The following is a 19545-nucleotide window of genomic DNA, read 5'->3' as shown; positions in this document are numbered from 1 at the left end:
AGGTTCACGGAGATCGCCGCGAGATAGGGGGGTCGCCTGGGAAAACTCTGCTACTGTGAGGGCGTTCTGTCAGCCCAATAAAAACAAGCACGGAGTAGCAGGATGATCAGACAGGCGCTCACCCCGTTGGCGGCTGCCTGCGTATTGGCGATTGCCTCGCAGGCCTCGGCAGCCCCTTCCCCCTATTCGACCATGGTGGTGTTCGGCGACAGCCTCAGCGATTCGGGTCAGTTCCCCGACGCCGGCGGCCCGGCAGGCGCCTCCACGCGCTTCACCAACCGCACCGGCCCGAGCTATCTGGAAGGCCACGGCGAAGCCTTCGGGCCGACCGCGCCGATGATCCTCGGCGGCAAGCTGGGCGTCTCCTCGTCCGACCTCAACCCCTCGACCTCGCTGGTCGGCGGCACCCAGGACGGCAACAACTGGGCGGTGGGCGGCTACCGCACCGACCAGATCTACGACTCCATCACCGCGCCGGGTGGCTCGGTGGTCAGCGCCGGGGGCAATACCCGCACCCGCGACGGCTACCTGGTTGGGCGCCGGGCGGACCCGAACGCGCTCTACTACCTCACTGGTGGCGGCAACGACTTCCTCCAGCTGCGTATCACCAACGACCCCACCGCGCGCGCGGCGGCCGGGCGCTTGGTGGACAGTGTTGACGCGCTGCACAACGCCGGCGCGCGCTACATCATGGTCTGGTTGCTGCCCGATCTCGGTCTGGCCCCGGCCACCAACGGTACTCCGTTGCAGTCCTTCGGCACTCAGCTGTCCGGCATCTTCAACGAGGAGCTGGTCAACCAGCTCGCCGCGTCCGACGCCAATGTCATCCCGCTGAACATCCCGGGGTTGCTCAAGGAAGTCCTGGCCGACCCGGGTGCCTACGGCCTGGCTACCGGTACCAACCTGGTGGGTACCTGCTTCAGCGGCAACAATTGCCCGGAAAACCCGCTCTACGGCCGCCACAGCGCAACCCCCGATCCGACCAAGCTGATCTTCAACGACGGCGTGCACCCGACCATCGCCGGCCAACGCCTGATTGCCGACTACGCCTATTCAGTACTGGCCGCGCCCTGGGAGGCCACCATGCTGCCGGAGATGGCGCTGGGTACCTACAACGGCTTCCAGGACACGCTGCACAGCCAATGGCTGGCTGACTGGGAGAGCTGGCAGGCCACAGGTCAGTGGCGCGGCTTCATCTCCGGGGGTGGCCAGCACCTGGACTACGACGACCAGGACAGCGCCGCCAGTGGCGATGGTTTCGGCTACAACCTGACCCTGGGCGGCAGCTACCGCCTGGACGACGCCTGGCGCATCGGCGCCGCCGCCGGCTTCTACCGGCAGAAGCTGGAGGCGGGTGCCGAGGACTCCGACTACAAGCTCAACAGTTACCTGGGCAGCCTGTTCGCGCAGTACCAGCAGAACCGCTGGTGGGCCGACGCCGCGGTGACCGGCGGCTACCTCGACTACGACGAGGCCAACCGCAAGTTCGCCCTCGTTGACCGCACCGTCGAGGAGAAGGGGGACACCAACGGCAGCCTGCTGGCCTTCAGCGGCCGCCTCGGCTACGACATCGCCCAGGGCGGCGAGAACTGGCACCTGTCGCCCTTCGTCAGCGCCGACTGGGCGCGGGTGAAGGTGGACAGCTACGAAGAGGATGGCGGCAACTCCACCTCGCTGGCCTTCGACGAGCAGGATCGCTACTCCCGGCGTCTTGGCGTCGGCTTGCAGGGCAAGCTCGACCTCTCCGCCGAGACCCAGTTGTTCGGCGAGGTGGCGGTGGAGCGCGAATACGCCGATGACACCCAGAACGTCGGGATGAACTTCACCAGCCTGCCGGCCAACGACTTCACCCTGCAGGGCTACACTCCGCAGAGCCACATGCAGCGCCTGTCGCTGGGCTTCTCGCAGAAGCTGACGCCGGAGCTGTCGCTGCGTGGAGGCTATAGCGCGCACCACAGCAGCGATGACCTGGCACAGGGCGTGAACCTGGCTTTGAGTCTGGATTTCTGACGAGTCGAGAGGGCAGGGAGTCCGGCGCGCGCCGGGCCTCCCTCGCCCGTAATACCCCGCTGTTACCCCGCCAAATCCTCGTGTCGCTAGACTGCCGGTCCGTTATTCGAGGACCCGCCATGACCTTCACCACCGAACTGCAGCCCGGCGTCTGTGCCGAGCCGGAAGCCGTCACCCAGGACTACGTGTTCAACCACACCATGCTGCGGGTGAAGAGCCCGGAGCCGTCGCTGGACTTCTACACCCGCGTGCTGGGCATGCGCCTGCTGCGCCGGCTGGACTTCGAGGAAGGCCGCTTCTCCCTGTACTTCCTTGCTCACACCAAGGGACATGACGTGCCGGAGAACACCGGCGAGCGCCAGCGCTACACATTCGGCCGCGAGTCGGTGCTGGAACTGACCCACAACTGGGGCACCGAGTCCGATGACAGCCAGTACCACAACGGCAACAGCGAGCCGCGCGGCTTCGGCCATATCTGTTTCTCGGTGCCGGACATCCGCGCCGCCTGTGCGCGCTTCGAGGCGTTGGGCGTACCGTTCGTCAAGCCGCTGGAGCGCGGCATGAAGAACGTCGCTTTCATTGCCGACCCCGATGGTTACTGGGTCGAGATCGTCCAGGCCTCGCTCAACGGCGAGCTGGGACGCGGCTGAAGGCCGCAGCCGCGCTTCGGGCCGGGGAACTGCCCGTGGCTGGCGGGTTCCAAGCAATCGGCGCGACCACCGTGCAGGAGGCATCGCGCCCGATTCCACGCTAGAATGCGCCCTGATTTTTCCCCTTCTCCCCTGGAGCCTTTCATGTCCCGCGTTACCTTGAGCCGCTATCTGATCGAGCAGACCCGCAGTCACAACACCCCGGCCGACCTGCGCTTCCTCGTCGAGGTGGTGGCGCGCGCCTGCAAGGAAATCAGCCATGCCGTGTCCAAGGGAGCCCTCGGCGGCGTGCTGGGCAGCATGGGCACCGAGAACGTGCAGGGCGAAGTGCAGAAGAAGCTGGACGTGATGTCCAACGAAATCCTGCTGGAAGCCAACGAGTGGGCCGGTAACCTGGCCGGCATGGCCTCCGAGGAAATGGACCATCCCTACCAGATCCCCGGCAAGTACCCCAAAGGCGCCTACCTGCTGGTCTTCGATCCGCTGGACGGCTCCTCCAACATCGACGTCAACGTCTCGGTCGGCACCATCTTCTCCGTGCTGCGCTGCCCCCATGAGTACCTGAGCCAGAACGACAGCCTGCGCGAAGAAGCCTTCCTCCAGCCGGGCACCACCCAGGTCGCCGCCGGCTACGCCATCTACGGCCCGCAGACCATGCTGATCCTGACCCTGGGCAACGGCGTGAAGGGCTTCACCCTGGACCGCGAGCTGGGCAGCTTCGTGCTGACCCACGAGAACATCACCGTTCCCACCAGCACCGCCGAGTTCGCCATCAACATGTCCAACGAGCGTCACTGGGAAGCCCCGGTGAAGCGCTACGTCAGCGAACTGCTGGCCGGCAAGGAAGGCCCGCTGGGCAAGAACTACAACATGCGCTGGATCGCCTCCATGGTGGCCGACGTGCACCGCATCCTGACCCGCGGCGGCGTGTTCATGTACCCGCGCGACTCCCGCGAGCCGGAGAAGCCCGGCAAGCTGCGCCTGATGTACGAAGCCAACCCGATGTCCTTCATCATCGAGCAGGCCGGCGGCGCCGCCACCAACGGTTACCAGCGCATCCTCGAGATCCAGCCGGAAAACCTGCACCAGCGTGTCGCGGTGTTCCTGGGTTCCAAGGAAGAAGTCGAGCGCGCCACTGCCTACCACAAGGAAGGCTGATGGCCGCAGAGTCGCACTGGCAGGCACTGCTGGACTGGTGGTTCGGCAGCTCGCTGGATGCCAATGAGGTGGCCGCCCAGCGCAATGCGCTGTGGTTCGGCAAGAGCGCCTGCCAGGACGTGGACTCCGAGAACCGTTTCGGCGGCCTGGTGCGCCAGGCCCTGGACGGCGGCCTGGAGGACTGGGCCGAGACACCGCAGGGTTGGCTGGCGCTGATCCTGCTGCTGGACCAGTTGCCGCGCATGATCTTTCGCGACAGCCCGCGCGCCTATGCCGGTGACGCCCGCGCCCAGCAACTGGTGCGCCAGGGTCTGGAAGCCGGTTTCGACCGCCAGCTGCCGCGCATCGAGCGGGTGTTCGTCTACATCGTGCTGGAGCACGCCGAAGACCTGGCCAGCCAGGACGAGGCGGTGCGTCTGTACGAAGCGCTGCAGGCCGAAGCCAGCGACAGCGAGAAGGTCCTGTTCGCCGGTTATCTCGCCTACGCGCGCAAGCATCAGGCGGTGATCGCCCGCTTCGGTCGCTTCCCCCACCGCAACGCCATCCTCGGCCGACCGTGCAGCGGCGAGGAAACGCAGTTCCTCACGGAACCCGGCTCGCGTTTCTGACTCCAACACGGCGGCCGATTCGGCCGCCCTGTGCCAAGCTTGTTGGCATGTCCCTCAAACAATGGAGTTGTCGATGTCCTTCCGCCGCCTTGCGCTCGTCGCGTTCTGTGTCGTTCTGGCCGCTTGCAGCAAGATCAACCAGGAAAACTATTCCAAGATCAAAACCGGCATGACCAAGGCCGAGGTCGAGAGCCTGCTCGGCAAGCCGACCGAATGCTCCGGCGCGCTGGGCGTATCCAGTTGCACCTGGGGTGATGAGAAGGCATTCATCAGCATCCAGTACGCCGGTGACAAGGTGCTGCTGTTCTCCGCCCAAGGCCTGAAGTAATCGCCCAGGCAGGGCAGGCAGCCGAGGAGGAGTGAATGCGTCGATCCATCACCTGGCTGGCCTGCCTCGTTGTTCTGAGCGGTTGCGCGGGCTCCATGCAGCCGCCGCAGACTGTACAGGTCGACCTCAGGCGCTATGAGGGAACCTGGTACGAGCTGGCGCGCAAGCCGATGTTCTTCCAGCGGCAGTGCACCCAATCCGAAGCGCACTACCGCCTGCAGGACGACGCCAGCCTCGCCGTAACCAACCGATGCCTGACCAGGGACGGTGAATGGGACCAGGCCACCGGTCGCGCCGAGGCGCAGGTTCCGGGGCGAACCGACAAGCTCTGGGTGCGCTTCGATAACACCTTCTCGAAGATTTTCCCCGGTATCGCCAAGGGCGATTACTGGGTGCTCTACGTCGACGACGATTACCAGACGGCGCTGGTGGGCAACCCCAACCGCGAGTATCTCTGGCTGCTCTCGCGCAAGCCAGTGGTGCCGGATGCGACGCGGGACAAGATGCTGGAGCTGGCGCACGCGCGGGGTTATCAGACTGACGACCTGATCTGGCGGGCAGCCGATTCCACTTCAGCGGCCCAATGAAAAAACGCCCCAAGGGGCGTTTTTTTCGTGGCGGCTATTCCGGTGGTACTGCCTGTGCGGGCTGTTTGTAGGAGCGAGCTTGCTCGCGAACCAGCCCCGCTGCGGAGATTGTTCGCGAGCAAGCTCGCTCCTACAGGGGCCTGTCAGTCCAGCAGTTCGCGCAGCACGCCAGCGAACGCCTGGGTGCTTTGCTCCTCAAGAGCATGCCGGCCTTCGCGCACCCGCCATTGTCCGGCGACCATCACGTCGCGCACCTGGCGGTCGCCGCCGGCGAACAGCCAGCGGTTGAGGATGGCGTCGCCGCTGGCGGTCTGCAGGTACGGATCGCTGCCATCGAGCACCAGCAGGTCGGCACGCTTGCCGACGGCCAGTGCGCCAGTGGGTTGGCCAAGAGCCTGGGCGCCGCCGGCGAGGGCGCCGTCGAACAGGGTGCGTCCGACCATCGGCTGGTTGGCGCCATACAGGCGGTTGCGGCGCTGGTCGCGCAGGCGCTGGCCGTATTCCATCCAGCGCAGTTCCTCGACCACGCTCAGGGAGACGTGGCTGTCCGAACCGATGCCGTAGCGGCCGCCCTGGGCGAGGTAGTCCACCGCCGGGAAAATGCCGTCGCCCAGGTTCGCTTCGGTGGTCAGACACAGGCCGGCTACCGCGCCGCTGCGCGCCATCGAGGTCACTTCGTCGGCCTCGGCATGGGTGGCGTGGACCAGGCACCAGCGCTCGTCCACATCGACGTTCTCGTACAGCCACTGCAACGGGCGGCGGCCGCTCCAGGCCAGGCAGTCGTCGACTTCCTTCTGCTGCTCGGCGATGTGGATGTGCACCGGGCAGCCGGTGGAGTCGGCGCCCAGCACCTCGGCGATCTGCTGCGGAGTGACCGCGCGCAGGGAATGGAAACACAGGCCGAGGCTCTGCTGCGGCTGGGTCGCCAGGTGCGACCGCAGGCCGTCGATCAGCTTCAGGTAGCCTTCGGTGCTGTTGATGAAGCGGCGCTGGCCTACGCTTGGCGCCTGGCCACCGAAGCCGGCGTGGGAATAGAGCACCGGCAGCAAGGTCAGGCCGATGCCGGCGTCGGCCGCGGCCTGACTGACGCGCAGGGCCAGCTCCGCCGGATTGGCGTAGGGCTTGCCGTCGACGTCGTGGTGCACGTAATGGAATTCGGCGACGCCGGTGTAACCGGCCTTGAGCATCTCGATGTAGAGCTGGCGGGCGATCACCCCGACCTGTTCGGGCGACAGGCGGCCGACCAGGCGGTACATCAAGTCACGCCACGTCCAGAAACTGTCGTTGGGATTGCCGGCGACCTCCGCCAGGCCCGCCATGGCGCGCTGGAATGCGTGCGAGTGGAGGTTCGGCATGCCTGCGAGCAGCGGGCCGGCAACACGCTCGGCGCCTGCATCGCTGGCGTCCGGAGTGATCGCGGTGAACAAGCCGTCGGCATCGATCTCGAAGCGGACATTGCGCGCCCAGCCGGAGGGCAGCAGGGCGGATTCGGCGAACAGGACGGACATGCGCGGGGCCTCGCAGGGTTCTTGGAATTTGTATATACATATACAGACGTTTGCCAAGTCCGTAAACTGCGTGGCAACCCGACGGTCTGAGGACTTGTCTGCACGAGTCGAATCCGGTACATGCCGGAGTCATACCGCAGTTGCCCCGTACTGTCGCCACGACAAGGAGTTTCCCGTGCCCGCATCGCCCACGCCTACCCCGCCCGTCGAGGGTTCGTCGCTCGCCGCGCAGATGGGGGAAATTCCCGCGCCGCTGTACGCGCGGGTCAAGCAGATGATCGTCCAGCAGATCCAGTCCGGCACCTGGCCGCCTCACCACCGAGTGCCATCGGAAGCCGAACTGGTGGCGGAACTGGGTGTTAGCCGGATGACCATCAACCGCGCGCTGCGCGAGCTGACCGCCGACGGCCTGCTGGTGCGCATGCAGGGTGTGGGGACCTTCGTCGCCGAGCCCAAGGGCCAGTCGGCGCTGTTCCAGGTGCAGAACATCGCCGAGGAAATCACCGCCCGCGGGCACAAGCATCACCTGGTGGTGGTCAGCCTGGTGGAGGAGCTGGCCAGTGCCGAGCGCGCCCTGGCGCTGGATGTGCGCGAAGGCCAGCGCATCTTCCACTCGGTGATCGTGCACTACGAGAACGATATCCCGGTGCAGATCGAGGACCGCTACGTGAACGCCGCCGTGGCGCCGGATTACCTGAAGCAGGATTTCACCGGGCAGACGCCGTTCGCCTACCTCACCCAGGTCGCGCCACTGAGCGAGGGCGAGCACGTGGTCGAGGCGGTGCTGCCCAGCCCTGAGGAATGCAAGCTACTGTCCATCGACCGCCACGAGCCGTGCCTGCTGATTCGTCGGCGCACCTGGTCGGGACGCAATACCGTGACCAGCGCGCGCCTGCTCTATCCGGGGTCGCGCTACCGCCTGGAAGGACGTTTCAGCTCATGACCGATGTGAAGCTTTTGCGCGCCGCCGACTACCCGGCGATGCCCTGGAAGAACGGCGCGGGCACTACCCGTGAGATCGTCCGCGACGCTGGCGACGGGCTGGAAGGTTTCGGCTGGCGCGTGTCCATCGCCGACGTTGGCGCCCCAGGGCCTTTCTCGGCTTTCACTGGTTACCAGCGTGTCATCAGCGTCCTGGAAGGCGAGGGCATGCGCCTGAACGTAGATGGCATCGATTCCCGTGACCTGCGCGTCCTCGATGCATTCGCCTTCGATGGCGCCAGTGCGGTGGATTGCACCCTGCTGGGCGGCGCGATTCGCGACTTCAACCTGATCTATTCGCCCTCTCGCTACCGGGCACGTTTGCAGTGGCTGCGGTTGGACCGCGACGCGCACTTCTTCAGCAGCGCGTCGACGGTGCTGCTATTCAGTGCCGGCGAGGGGATTCACGCCAGCCTGAACGGCCAGGCCAGCGCCGTGCTGGGACTGCACGACACGCTGATCGCCGAAGGCGACGGTATGCTGCGCGAGTGGCGGCTGACGGTGGCGGGCAGTGCGGGTATCTGCGTGATAGAACTCGAAGCACGCTGAACAGAAAAGGGCGCCGGGAGGCGCCCTTTTTGTTGGTGGGATGTTGATCCGTAGGGCGCATGAAGCGGAACGCTTTATCCGCCGTCATGGCCGAGCGGCGGATAACGCCAAAGGCGTTATGCGCCCTACATCGTGGGTTACGAATACAACCGCTCGTAGCCAATCCAGCGGCTCATCACCCCCTCTTCGACCCAGGCCCGCGCCGCAGCGATGTCCGGGGCGAAGTAGCGGTCCTGCTCGTAATGCGGCACCTGGCTGCGGATCAGCGTGCGCACTTCCTGCAATTGCGGCGAGCTCTGCAGTGGCGCGTGGAAGTCCACGCCTTGCGCTGCGGCGAGCAGTTCGATGGCGACGACCCCGGCGCTGTTGCCGGCCATGTCCAGCAGGCGACGGGCGGCGAAGGTGGCCATGGACACGTGGTCTTCCTGGTTCGCCGAGGTCGGCAGGCTGTCCACCGAGGCCGGGTGCGCCCAGGTCTTGTTCTCCGAGGCCAGCGCCGCCGAGGTGACCTGGGCGATCATGAAGCCGGAGTTCAGGCCGCCTTCCTTGACCAGGAAGGCCGGTAGGCCGGACATCGCCGGGTCCACCAGTTGGGCGATGCGCCGCTCCGACAGTGCACCGATCTCGGAGATCGCCAGCGCCAGCACGTCCGACGCCATGGCCACCGGCTCGGCATGGAAATTACCGCCCGACAGAACGTCGCCGTCCGCGCTGAACACCAGCGGGTTGTCGGAGACGGCGTTGGCCTCGCGCAGGAACACCCCGGCGGCGAAACGCAGGTGGTCGAGGCAGGCGCCCATCACCTGCGGTTGGCAACGCAGGGAGTAGGGGTCCTGCACGCGCTTGCAGTCGATGTGCGACTGGTTGATCGGGCTGTCATGCAGCAGCTCGCGGTACAGCGTGGCAACTGCGATCTGTCCCGGCTGGCCGCGCACGGCCTGGATGCGTGCGTCGAAGGGTACGAACGAGCCTTTCAGTGCTTCCACGCTCAGGCTGCCGGCGACCACCGCCGAAATGAACAGCTTCTCCGCCGCGAACAGCCCGCGCAGCGCCAGGGCGGTGGAGACCTGGGTGCCATTGATCAGCGCCAGGCCCTCCTTCGGACCGAGGGTCAGTGGCGTGGCGCCGGCAAGGGCCAGGCCCTCCACCGCGTCGAGGATGCGTCCTTCGTGGCGGACCTGGCCGACGCCGATCAGTGCAGAGGAGAGGTGCGCCAGCGGCGCCAGGTCGCCCGAGGCGCCCACCGAGCCCTGGGACGGAATGCAAGGATAGACCCGCGCCTGGTAAAGCTTGAGCAGCGTCTCGATCACCGGCAGGCCGACGCCGGAGAAACCGCGCGCCAGGGAGCCGATCTTCAGCGCCATGATCAGCGCCACGCTGGCGTCGTCCAGCAAGGGGCCGGTGCCGGTGCAGTGGGAGAGGATCAGGTTGCGTTGCAGGGTCGCCAACTGGTCCTCGGGAATCGAGGTGCGGGCGAGCAGGCCGAAGCCGGTATTGATGCCATAGACGGTGCGCTGGTCGGCGATGATCTGGCTGACCGTCTGGGCGCTGCGCAGGATGGTCTCGCGGCACTCGTCGGCGAGCTGCAGGGCGGGTTGGTGTTGATAGATGGCGCGCAGCTGGTCGAGGTCGAACTGGCCGGGCGTCAGGAGCAGGGTTTCGGACATGTCAGCTTCCTGGAATCGGTGAAGTGTTACCGTGGTCGTATCCTGTATATACAGGTATAGCAATCGCCGTGCCATGGCCTCGGATTTGCGCCAGCCTCGGTCGGTGCTGCGTGCGGCCGTTCTCCAGTAAGTGAATGTTGCCGTCCGGGGCATTTCCAGTCCGATGGTCGTGATCTGCTGCGGGCACCGGGGGAGTGACATGCCCCACAACTTCCCTGAAGGGCTCCGGGGCTGGCACGGATGTTTCGGCTGTTGCAGTTACGGCCTTGCTCCGCCGAAACGGCTTTTTCATCGGGGCGGTAGCAGTGATCACAGGTCGGGTGATCAGCAAGATCGAAGCGGAGTGGAAGCGAATCGCCGAGCATACGGGGTAACGGCGAGTTGCTTGTCTATACAACCTGCGTTCCTTCGTAACGGGCGGTGTTACCGAATGCCACGAAAGGGTGCAGATGAGCTTCTTCCTGGTGCGTTTGCCTTCGTTCCGAAACGCCTCTCAGTCGTTCCAATCTGGCCGATCAATAAAAATAAATTCTTATAAATCAATTGGTTAAATTTTAATTTAGACGTCCTTCGATTCAGTTTGAGCAAGGTTGGCCTTTCGTTTGCTTATACTTGTACATACAAGCATAGACATGAAGATTCTGAGCGATTCGCCTGACAGCTCGGAACCTTCGAACGAACCGCCCGAAGCTGCCCCCGAGCTTCCCGAAACCGAGCTATCGAAGGAGTCTCCCGTGACCAAATTCCGTGACGTCGAAATCCGTGCACCGCGCGGCACCCAACTGAACGCCAAGAGCTGGCTGACTGAAGCGCCGCTGCGCATGCTGATGAACAACCTCGACCCGGAAGTCGCGGAGAACCCGAAGGAACTGGTGGTCTACGGCGGCATCGGCCGCGCCGCGCGCAACTGGGAGTGCTACGACAAGATCGTCGAGACCCTGAAAGCGCTGAATGAAGACGAGACCCTGCTGGTGCAATCCGGCAAGCCGGTCGGCGTGTTCAAGACCCACGCCAATGCCCCGCGCGTCCTGATCGCCAACTCCAACCTGGTGCCGCACTGGGCCAACTGGGAACACTTCAACGAACTGGACGCCAAGGGCCTGGCCATGTACGGCCAGATGACCGCCGGCTCCTGGATCTACATCGGCAGCCAGGGCATCGTCCAGGGCACCTACGAAACCTTCGTCGAGGCCGGCCGCCAGCACTACGACGGCAACCTCAAGGGCCGCTGGGTGCTCACCGCCGGCCTGGGCGGCATGGGCGGTGCTCAGCCGCTGGCCGCGACCCTGGCCGGTGCCTGCTCGCTGAACATCGAATGCCAGCAGAGCCGCATCGACTTCCGCCTCGCCAGCCGTTACGTCGACGAGCAGGCCAAGGACCTCGACGACGCCCTGGCGCGCATCGCCCAATACACCGCCGAAGGCAAGGCCATCTCCATCGCGCTGCTGGGCAACGCCGCGGAAATCCTCCCGGAACTGCTCAAGCGCGGCGTGCGCCCGGACATGGTCACCGACCAGACCTCCGCCCACGACCCGCTCAACGGCTACCTGCCGGCCGGCTGGACCTGGGAACAGTACCGCGACCGCGCGCAGACCGACCCGGCCGCCGTGGTGAAGGCCGCCAAGCAATCCATGGCCGTGCATGTCCAGGCCATGCTGGAATTCCAGAAGCAGGGCGTGCCGACCTTCGACTACGGCAACAACATTCGCCAGATGGCCAAGGAAGAGGGCGTCGCCAACGCCTTCGACTTCCCCGGCTTCGTCCCGGCCTACATCCGCCCGCTGTTCTGCCGTGGCGTCGGTCCGTTCCGCTGGGCGGCGCTGTCCGGTGATGCCGAGGACATCTACAAGACCGACGCCAAGGTCAAGGAACTGATCCCGGACGACGCCCATCTGCACAACTGGCTGGACATGGCCAAGGAGCGCATCAGCTTCCAGGGTCTGCCGGCACGCATCTGCTGGGTCGGCCTGGGCCAGCGCGCCAAGCTCGGCCTGGCGTTCAACGAAATGGTGCGCCGCGGCGAGTTGAAAGCCCCGATCGTGATCGGCCGCGACCACCTCGACTCCGGCTCGGTCTCCAGCCCGAACCGCGAGACCGAAGCCATGCGCGACGGCTCCGACGCCGTGTCCGACTGGCCGCTGCTCAACGCCCTGCTGAACACCGCCAGCGGCGCCACCTGGGTTTCGCTGCACCACGGCGGCGGCGTGGGCATGGGCTTCTCCCAGCACTCGGGCATGGTGATCGTCTGCGACGGCACCGACGAGGCCGCCGCGCGCATCGCCCGCGTACTGACCAACGACCCGGGTACCGGCGTGATGCGCCATGCCGACGCCGGCTACCAGATTGCGATTGATTGCGCCAAGGAGCAGGGCCTGAACCTGCCGATGATCACCGGCAAGTAATTCAGCAGTCCAGGACCAGGGAGGGGGCCGCCGCACGGCGTGGTGCGGCGGCCCGGTCCGTAGAGATGTACATCGACCGACAAGAATTCCCTTCGGGAGAACAATAACGATGTCCCAGGCCAGTGATAGCTCCAAACCCCTGATCGAGGTGCGCTCGATCAACTACATTCCCGAGGCCGAGCGCCACGGCAAGCTCTACAGCCAGTTCACCCTGTGGTTGGGCGCCAACCTGCAGATCACCGCCATCGTCACCGGCGCCCTGGCCGTGGTGCTGGGTGGCGACGTGTTCTGGTCGCTGATCGGCCTGCTGATCGGCCAACTGCTGGGTGGTGGCGTGATGGCGCTGCATGCGGCGCAGGGGCCGAAGCTCGGCCTGCCGCAGATGATCTCCAGCCGCGTGCAGTTCGGTGTCTACGGCGCAGCCATCCCGATCGTGCTGGTGTGCCTGATGTACCTGGGCTTCACCGCCACCGGAACGGTGCTTTCCGGCCAGGCGCTGGGCCAGCTGTTCGGCGTCAGCGACAGCGTCGGCATCCTGATGTTCGCCAGTGTCATCGTGCTGGTGACCGTGCTCGGCTACCGGGTGATCCATGTCATCGGCCGCATCGCCAGCGTCATCGGCGTGATCGCCTTCGTCTACCTGTTCAGCCGCCTGATGAGCCAGACCGACATCAGTGCGCTGTTGGAAATCCGCCACTTCAGCTGGAGCAGCTTCCTGCTCGCGGTGTCCCTGGCGGCCTCCTGGCAGATCGCCTTCGGCCCCTACGTCGCCGACTACTCGCGTTACCTGCCGAGCAAGACGTCGTCGGTGAAGACCTTCCTCGCCGTCGGCGCAGGTTCGGTGATCGGTGCGCAAGTGGCGATGATCTTCGGCGTGTTCGCTGCGGCCGGGGCCAACGGGCAATTCGCCGGCCATGAAGTGGCCTATATCGTCGGCCTGAGCGGCAGTGGCGCCGTCGCCGCGCCGCTGTACTTCAGCATCGCCTTCGGCAAGATCACCATCTCGACGCTGAACTCCTACGGCAGCTTCATGTGCATCGCCACCGTGATCAGCGGCTTCCGTGGCCACCTGGAAGTGTCGCGCCTGCAGCGGCTGGTGTTCGTCCTGCTGATCGTGGGCGCCGCGACCCTGATCGCGCTGCTCGGCCAGCACTCGTTCCTCGGCGCGTTCAAGTCGTTCATCCTCTTCCTGCTGGCCTTCTTCACCCCGTGGAGCGCGGTCAACCTGGTGGACTACTACTGCATCACCCGTGAGCACTACGACGTGCCGGCGCTGGCCGACCCCGATGGCCGCTACGGTCGCTGGAACATCCCCGGCATCAGCGTCTACGTGATCGGTGTGCTGGTGCAGCTGCCGTTCATCTCCACCAAGTTCTACACCGGCCCGCTGGTGGACGCCCTCGGTGGCGTGGATATCTCCTGGATCATCGGCCTCGTGGTTCCGGCCGTTCTCTATTACCTGGTCGCCCGGCGCGTTACGCGGGCAGTACCGGACCGGCTGATCCTGCCGGCCCGCACCTGAACAGACCGGCCGGCCGCCTGCGCAAGGAGGCGGCCCTTGCACTGCCCAACCTCATTCACGTTTAGGAGCATCAGATGAACAACACCAAGAAGACGCTGCTGGGACTGTTCCTTTCCGCCGGTCTGCTGGGCGGCACCATGGCTTCGGCCCAGGCTGCCGGCTGGTGCGAAAGTGGCAAGCCGGTGAAATTCGCCGGACTGAACTGGGAGAGCGGCATGTTGCTCACCGACGTCATGCAGATCATCCTGAAGAACGGCTACGGCTGCGAAACCGACAGCCTGCCGGGCAACTCCATCACCATGGAACAGGCCCTGGCCAACAACGACATTCAGGTCTTCGGTGAAGAGTGGATCGGCCGCAGCGACGCCTGGAACAAGGCCGCCGCCGCCAACAAGGTGGTCGGCGTGGGCGCCCCCATCGTCGGCGCCACCGAAGGCTGGTACGTGCCGCGCTTCGTGATCGAAGGCGACAAGGCGCGTGGCATCGAAGCCAAGGCACCGAACCTGAAGGCCGTGACCGACCTTGGACAGTACGCCGAGCTGTTCCGCGACCCGGAAGAGCCGGGCAAGGGCCGCTTCTACAACTGCCCGGCCGGCTGGACCTGCGAGCTGGAGAACTCCGAGATGCTGAAGAAATACGGCCTCGAGGACAAATACACCAACTTCCGTCCCGGCACCGGCCCGGCCCTGGATGCCGCCGTGCTGTCGAGCTACAAGCGCAAGGAGCCTATCCTCTTCTACTACTGGTCGCCGACGCCGCTGATGGGCCAGGCCGACCTGGTGAAGCTGGATGAACCGGGTGTGAACAAGGACGTGAAGATCCAGGTCGGTCTGTCGAAGACCTTCCACGATCAGGCGCCGGAGCTGGTGGCCGTGCTGGAGAAGGTCAATCTGCCGATCGACCTGTTGAACCAGAACCTGGCGAAGATGGCCAAGGAGAAACTCACCTCCGAGCAACTGGCCAAGTCCTTCCTCAAGGAGCACCCGGAAGTGTGGACCACCTGGGTCAGCGAGGACGCTGCGAAGAAGGTCCAGGCTGCGCTCTGACGCCGCCGAATCCGGGGGCCGCTAGCACGGTCCCCGGTGATGCCCACTCCTGACGAGTACGTGCCATGTTCCCCGAACGCTTCACCTTCTCCATCGCCGACTGGGTCAACGGTTGGGTCGATGCCCTGGTCACCAATTACGGTGACGTGTTTCGCCACATCTCCGATACCCTGCTTTGGGCCATCGTCAACCTGGAAGGCGTGCTGCGGGCCACTCCCTGGTGGCTGATGCTGGCCATCGTCGCCGGCATCGCCTGGCACGCCACCCGGCGCATCCTGCCGACCGTCGTGATCGTCGGACTGCTGTTCCTGGTGGGCGCCGTGGGTCTGTGGGACAAGCTGATGCAGACCCTCGCGCTGATGATGGTCGCGACGATCATCTCGGTGCTGATCGGCATCCCGCTGGGCATCGTTGCCGCGCGTAGCGATCGCTTTCGCGCCGTGCTGCTGCCGCTCCTGGACATCATGCAGACCATGCCCAGCTTCGTGTACCTGATCCCGGTGCTGATGCTGTTCGGCCTGGGCAAGGTACCGGCGATCTTCGCCACCGTGATCTACGCCGCACCGCCGCTGATCCGCCTGACCGACCTGGGCATCCGCCAGGTCGACCGCGAAGTGATGGAAGCCATCACCGCCTTCGGCGCCAACCGCCGCCAGCAACTGTTCGGTGTGCAGCTGCCGCTGGCGCTGCCGAGCATCATGGCCGGCATCAACCAGACCACCATGATGGCCCTGTCGATGGTGGTCATCGCCTCGATGATCGGTGCCCGCGGCCTGGGCGAGGACGTGCTGGTAGGCATCCAGACCCTCAACGTCGGCAAGGGCCTGGAAGCGGGTCTGGCCATCGTCATCCTCGCCGTGGTCATCGACCGCATCACCCAGGCTTACGGCCGCTCGCGCCACCATGAGGCCAGCAAATGAGCAAGATCCAGGTCAAGAACGTCTACAAGATCTTCGGCGCCAAGGCCGACGCTGCGCTGGGGATGATCCGCCAGGGCAAGAGCAAGGCCGAGGTGCTGGCCGCCACCGATTGCGTGGTTGGCGTCAACGATCTCTCGCTGTCCATCGAGGCCGGGGAAATCTTCGTCATCATGGGCCTGTCCGGTTCCGGCAAGTCGACCCTGGTGCGCCACTTCAACCGCCTGATCGACCCCACCAGCGGGCAGATCCTGGTGGACGGCGAAGATATCCTCACCTACGACGCCGCCGCCCTGGAGAACTTCCGTCGGCGCAAGATCAGCATGGTGTTCCAGAGCTTCGGCCTGCTGCCGCACAAGAGCGTGCTCGACAACGTCGCCTACGGCCTGAAGATCCGCGGCGAGAGCAAGGCGCTATGCCAGGAGCGTGCGCTGCACTGGATCGCCACCGTGGGCCTGAAGGGCTACGAGAAGTCCTACCCGCACCAGCTCTCCGGCGGCATGCGGCAAAGGGTTGGCCTGGCCCGCGCACTGGCCGCCGACACCGACATCATCCTCATGGACGAAGCCTTCAGCGCCCTCGACCCGCTGATCCGCGCCGACATGCAGGACCAACTGCTGGAGCTGCAGAAGACCTTGCACAAGACCATCGTCTTCATCACCCACGACCTCGATGAAGCCGTGCGCATCGGCAACCGCATCGCCATCCTCAAGGACGGCCAGCTGATCCAGGTCGGCGCGCCGACCGACATCCTGCACAAGCCCGCCGACGAGTACGTCGACCGCTTCGTCCAGCGCCGCGTCGCGGCGATCTAACGCCATTTACCGGCGGGGAAGGGGGCTTCCCCGCCTACAGGAGTTCCGCATGTCGTCCTCTTCCACCATCACCTTCGGCAACGGCCCGCTGCGCTGGCAGGACCTGGTCGCGGTGGCGCGCCACGGCGCGCGCCTGCAACTGTCGACGGCGGCCTGGGCGCGCATCGACAACGCCCACGGCATCGTCGAACGCATCGTCAGCCGGGGTGAGCGGGCCTATGGCATCAGCACTGGGCTGGGCGCGCTGTGCAACGTGGTGCTGCAGGGCGAGCAACTGGCGCAACTGTCGCGCAACACCTTGCTCAGCCATGCCTGCGGCGTGGGCGAGCCGCTGAGGGACGAGCAGACCCGCGCGATCATCGCTGCCGCCATCGGCAACTACAGCCACGGCAAGTCCGGCCTGCACCGCCGCGTGGTGGAAGCCCTGCTGGCGCTGCTCAACCACGGCATCACCCCACGCGTGCCATCCCAGGGCTCGGTGGGTTACCTGACCCACATGGCCCACGTTGGCGTGGCGCTGCTGGGTATCGGGGACGTGAGCTATCGCGGCGAAGTCGTTCCCGCGGCCCGCGCCCTGGCTGCTGAAGGCCTGGAGCCGGTGCAACTGGGCGCCAAGGACGGGCTCTGCCTGGTCAACGGCACGCCGTGCATGACCGGCCTGAGCTGCCTCGCCCTGGACGACGCGACGCGCCTGAGCCAGTGGGCCGACGTCATCGGCGCCATGAGCTTCGAAGCCCTGCGCGGGCAGATCGACGCCTTCGACGCCGAGATCATCGCGCTCAAGCCGCACCCGGGCATGCAGAAGGTCGGCGCCAACCTGCGCGCGCTGCTCGAAGGCAGCGAAGTGATCGCCGCCAGCAAGGGCATCCGCACCCAGGACGCCCTGAGCATTCGCTCCATGCCGCAGATCCATGGCGCCTGCCGCGACCAGTTGGAGCACGCGGCGAAGCAGATCGAGACCGAGCTCAATTCCGCCACCGACAACCCGCTGGTGCTGGGCACGCCGGACGACTACCGCGTGGTGTCCCAGGCCAACCCCCACGGCGAATCCGTGGCCATGGCCGCCGACCTGCTGGCGATTGCGGTGGCCGAGCTGGGCGGCGTTGCCGAGCGCCGCCTGGACCGCCTGATCAACCCGCTGGTCAGCGGTCTGCCGGCCTTCCTGGTCAGCCAGCCGGGCGTCAACTCGGGAATGATGATCGTGCAGTACGTCGCCGCCTCCCTGGCCGGCGAGAACCGCCAGCTGGCGCAACCGGCGGTGGTCGACAACTACGTCACGTCCGGCCTGCAGGAAGACCACCTGAGCTTGGGCACCAGCGCTGCGCTCAAACTAGGCCGGGCCATCGACAATACCCGACGTATCCTTGCCATCGAATACCTGCTGGCCGCCCAGGCCTTCGAATTCCTCAAGCCGCAGCGCTTCGGCGCCGGCACTGACTGCGCCTGGAGCCTGCTGCGCGAACAGGTACCGGCCTACGACAGCGACCGCTGGCTGGCGCCGGACATCGACCGCGCCACCGCGCTGCTGGCCGACCCGGCGGCGCTGCAAGGCGTCGGCGCGAGCATCGGGAGACTGCAATGAAACACCTCTGGCACCACTGTCACGCGGCGACCATGAAGGGCGGTCGCTACGCCATCATCGAGGACGCTGCGATCATCACCGAAGGTGATCGCATCGCCTGGATCGGCCCGCGCGCCGAACTGCCCGAGCGACCCGCACAGAGCACCGACCTGGGCGGCGCCTGGGTCACGCCTGGCCTCATCGACTGCCATACCCACCTGGTGTTCGGTGGTGATCGCAGCGGCGAATTCGAGCAGCGCCTGAATGGCGTCAGCTACGCCGAGATCGCCGCCGCCGGTGGCGGTATCGCCAGTACCGTACGCGCCACCCGCGAGGCCAGCGAGGACGAGCTGCTGGCCAGCGCCATCAAGCGCGCCCGCCCACTGCTGGCCGATGGCGTGACCGTGCTGGAAGTGAAATCCGGCTACGGCCTGGATCTGGAAAGCGAGCGCCGCATGCTGCGCGTGGCCCGCCGGCTGGAGCAGGAACTGCCGGTGACCGTGCGCACCACCTGCCTGTCGGCCCATGCGCTACCCCCGGAATACGCCGGCCGCGCCGATGAGTACATCGACCGTATCTGCACCCACATCCTCCCGGTACTGGCCGAGGAAGGGCTGGTGGACGCGGTGGACGCCTTCTGCGAACACCTGGCGTTCTCTCCGGCGCAGGTCGAGCGGGTGTTCCAGGCCGCCCAGCGCCTGGGCCTGCCGGTGAAACTGCACGCCGAGCAACTGTCGTCGCTGCACGGCTCCACCCTGGCCGCACGCTACGGCGCGTTGTCCGCCGACCACCTCGAATTCATGGACGAAAGCGACGCCATCGCTATGGCCGAGGCCGGCACCGTTGCGGTGCTGCTGCCGGGCGCCTTCTTCGTACTGCGCGAAACCCAGTTGCCGCCGATGGACGCCCTGCGCAAGCACGGCGTGAACATCGCCATCGCCAGCGACCTCAACCCCGGCACCTCGCCGGCGTTGTCCCTGCGCCTGATGATGAACATGGCCTGCACATCTTTCCGCCTGACGCCGGAAGAAGCGCTGGCCGGCGTCACGCTCAACGCTGCGCGCGCCCTGGGCATGGCCGACAGCCACGGCAGCCTGGAAGCGGGCAAGGTCGCCGATTTCATCGCCTGGGACATCCAGCGTCCCGCCGAACTGGCCTACTGGCTCGGCGGCGACCTGCCCAAGCGCATCATTCGTCACGGCGAAGAGCTGTGATGTTGCTCTTTGTAGGAGCGAG

At 65.8% G+C, this 19545-nt stretch carries 17 protein-coding genes; 15 read left to right on the top strand and 2 right to left on the bottom strand.

Features of this window, described 5'->3' with window-relative positions; genetic code table 11:
• The first annotated feature begins 102 nt into the window (after positions 1-102).
• From estP to O6P39_RS24900, 6 genes are all read left to right on the top strand, one after another.
• Complete coding sequence (gene estP, locus O6P39_RS24925) at positions 103-2010, top strand: esterase EstP (RefSeq protein WP_275609044.1); 1908 nt, start codon at positions 103-105, stop codon at positions 2008-2010.
• Between the two features lie 119 nt (positions 2011-2129).
• Positions 2130-2660 (top strand): lactoylglutathione lyase, encoded by a 531-nt coding sequence (gloA, locus tag O6P39_RS24920; protein ID WP_275609043.1) that lies wholly within the window; start codon positions 2130-2132, stop codon positions 2658-2660.
• A 144-nt stretch (positions 2661-2804) separates the two neighbouring features.
• Positions 2805-3818 carry a class 1 fructose-bisphosphatase gene (locus tag O6P39_RS24915; protein WP_275609042.1) on the top strand — a complete coding sequence of 338 codons (1014 nt, stop codon included), beginning with the start codon at positions 2805-2807 and terminating at the stop codon, positions 3816-3818.
• Positions 3818-4426: a DUF924 family protein gene (locus O6P39_RS24910; RefSeq protein ID WP_275609041.1), complete on the top strand. Its 609-nt coding sequence runs from the start codon at positions 3818-3820 to the stop codon at positions 4424-4426. The genes O6P39_RS24915 and O6P39_RS24910 overlap by 1 nt, the downstream gene beginning before the upstream one ends.
• 73 nt (positions 4427-4499) lie before the next feature.
• Entirely contained in the window at positions 4500-4754 is a 255-nt protein-coding gene (gene bamE, locus O6P39_RS24905; RefSeq protein WP_243804161.1) for an outer membrane protein assembly factor BamE, read from the top strand.
• Between the two features lie 35 nt (positions 4755-4789).
• Positions 4790-5341 carry a lipocalin family protein gene (locus O6P39_RS24900; protein WP_275609040.1) on the top strand — a complete coding sequence of 184 codons (552 nt, stop codon included), beginning with the start codon at positions 4790-4792 and terminating at the stop codon, positions 5339-5341.
• A gap of 143 nt (positions 5342-5484) precedes the next feature.
• Here O6P39_RS24900 and O6P39_RS24895 read toward each other — a convergent pair whose 3' ends face one another.
• Positions 5485-6849 (bottom strand): formimidoylglutamate deiminase, encoded by a 1365-nt coding sequence (locus O6P39_RS24895; protein ID WP_275609039.1) that lies wholly within the window; start codon positions 6847-6849, stop codon positions 5485-5487.
• Between the two features lie 232 nt (positions 6850-7081).
• On the opposite strand from O6P39_RS24895, the gene hutC reads away from it, so the two are divergent.
• Together hutC and O6P39_RS24885 are read left to right on the top strand one after the other, a co-directional pair.
• Entirely contained in the window at positions 7082-7792 is a 711-nt protein-coding gene (gene hutC / locus O6P39_RS24890; RefSeq protein WP_275612027.1) for a histidine utilization repressor, read from the top strand.
• A complete protein-coding gene (locus O6P39_RS24885; protein ID WP_275609038.1) occupies positions 7789-8379 on the top strand; it encodes a HutD family protein in 591 nt (196 codons plus the stop codon). Before hutC ends, O6P39_RS24885 begins: the two co-directional genes overlap by 4 nt.
• A 137-nt stretch (positions 8380-8516) precedes the next feature.
• Here the strand turns inward: O6P39_RS24885 and hutH (O6P39_RS24880) are convergent, their stop codons facing one another.
• Positions 8517-10046, bottom strand: a complete 1530-nt coding sequence (gene hutH / locus O6P39_RS24880; protein WP_275609037.1) for a histidine ammonia-lyase — start codon at positions 10044-10046, stop codon at positions 8517-8519.
• Between the two features lie 734 nt (positions 10047-10780).
• Between hutH (O6P39_RS24880) and hutU the strand changes: the two genes are divergently transcribed.
• From hutU to hutI, 7 genes are all read left to right on the top strand, one after another.
• Positions 10781-12448 (top strand): urocanate hydratase, encoded by a 1668-nt coding sequence (hutU, locus tag O6P39_RS24875; RefSeq protein WP_275609036.1) that lies wholly within the window; start codon positions 10781-10783, stop codon positions 12446-12448.
• Between the two features lie 109 nt (positions 12449-12557).
• On the top strand, positions 12558-13970 hold the full coding sequence (locus O6P39_RS24870; protein ID WP_275609035.1) for a cytosine permease: 1413 nt from the start codon (positions 12558-12560) through the stop codon (positions 13968-13970).
• Positions 13971-14044: 74 nt separating this feature from the next.
• Positions 14045-15016 carry an ABC transporter substrate-binding protein gene (locus tag O6P39_RS24865; RefSeq protein WP_275609034.1) on the top strand — a complete coding sequence of 324 codons (972 nt, stop codon included), beginning with the start codon at positions 14045-14047 and terminating at the stop codon, positions 15014-15016.
• Between the two features lie 65 nt (positions 15017-15081).
• Entirely contained in the window at positions 15082-15936 is an 855-nt protein-coding gene (locus O6P39_RS24860; protein WP_275609033.1) for a proline/glycine betaine ABC transporter permease, read from the top strand.
• Positions 15933-16748: a glycine betaine/L-proline ABC transporter ATP-binding protein gene (locus O6P39_RS24855; protein WP_275609032.1), complete on the top strand. Its 816-nt coding sequence runs from the start codon at positions 15933-15935 to the stop codon at positions 16746-16748. Before O6P39_RS24860 ends, O6P39_RS24855 begins: the two co-directional genes overlap by 4 nt.
• 49 nt (positions 16749-16797) lie before the next feature.
• Positions 16798-18330, top strand: a complete 1533-nt coding sequence (gene hutH, locus O6P39_RS24850; protein ID WP_275609031.1) for a histidine ammonia-lyase — start codon at positions 16798-16800, stop codon at positions 18328-18330.
• A complete protein-coding gene (gene hutI, locus O6P39_RS24845) occupies positions 18327-19523 on the top strand; it encodes an imidazolonepropionase (protein WP_275609030.1) in 1197 nt (398 codons plus the stop codon). The genes hutH (O6P39_RS24850) and hutI overlap by 4 nt, the downstream gene beginning before the upstream one ends.
• Positions 19524-19545 lie beyond the last annotated feature (22 nt).

Origin of the sequence: Pseudomonas sp. PSE14, from assembly GCF_029203285.1 — a bacterium.
GTDB lineage: Bacteria > Pseudomonadota > Gammaproteobacteria > Pseudomonadales > Pseudomonadaceae > Pseudomonas.
The sequence above is the reverse complement of the archived record's forward strand: the minus strand, read 5'-3'. Positions and strand labels throughout refer to the sequence as shown.

Coding starts and splice junctions, on each gene's coding strand:
- estP (WP_275609044.1), top strand. CDS start 103: ATGATCAGACAGGCGCTCACCCCGTTGGCGGCTGCCTGCGTATTGGCG.
- gloA (WP_275609043.1), top strand. CDS start 2,130: ATGACCTTCACCACCGAACTGCAGCCCGGCGTCTGTGCCGAGCCGGAA.
- O6P39_RS24915 (WP_275609042.1), top strand. CDS start 2,805: ATGTCCCGCGTTACCTTGAGCCGCTATCTGATCGAGCAGACCCGCAGT.
- O6P39_RS24910 (WP_275609041.1), top strand. CDS start 3,818: ATGGCCGCAGAGTCGCACTGGCAGGCACTGCTGGACTGGTGGTTCGGC.
- bamE (WP_243804161.1), top strand. CDS start 4,500: ATGTCCTTCCGCCGCCTTGCGCTCGTCGCGTTCTGTGTCGTTCTGGCC.
- O6P39_RS24900 (WP_275609040.1), top strand. CDS start 4,790: ATGCGTCGATCCATCACCTGGCTGGCCTGCCTCGTTGTTCTGAGCGGT.
- O6P39_RS24895 (WP_275609039.1), bottom strand. CDS start 6,849: ATGTCCGTCCTGTTCGCCGAATCCGCCCTGCTGCCCTCCGGCTGGGCG.
- hutC (WP_275612027.1), top strand. CDS start 7,082: ATGGGGGAAATTCCCGCGCCGCTGTACGCGCGGGTCAAGCAGATGATC.
- O6P39_RS24885 (WP_275609038.1), top strand. CDS start 7,789: ATGACCGATGTGAAGCTTTTGCGCGCCGCCGACTACCCGGCGATGCCC.
- hutH (WP_275609037.1), bottom strand. CDS start 10,046: ATGTCCGAAACCCTGCTCCTGACGCCCGGCCAGTTCGACCTCGACCAG.
- O6P39_RS24870 (WP_275609035.1), top strand. CDS start 12,558: ATGTCCCAGGCCAGTGATAGCTCCAAACCCCTGATCGAGGTGCGCTCG.
- O6P39_RS24865 (WP_275609034.1), top strand. CDS start 14,045: ATGAACAACACCAAGAAGACGCTGCTGGGACTGTTCCTTTCCGCCGGT.
- O6P39_RS24860 (WP_275609033.1), top strand. CDS start 15,082: ATGTTCCCCGAACGCTTCACCTTCTCCATCGCCGACTGGGTCAACGGT.
- O6P39_RS24855 (WP_275609032.1), top strand. CDS start 15,933: ATGAGCAAGATCCAGGTCAAGAACGTCTACAAGATCTTCGGCGCCAAG.
- hutH (WP_275609031.1), top strand. CDS start 16,798: ATGTCGTCCTCTTCCACCATCACCTTCGGCAACGGCCCGCTGCGCTGG.
- hutI (WP_275609030.1), top strand. CDS start 18,327: ATGAAACACCTCTGGCACCACTGTCACGCGGCGACCATGAAGGGCGGT.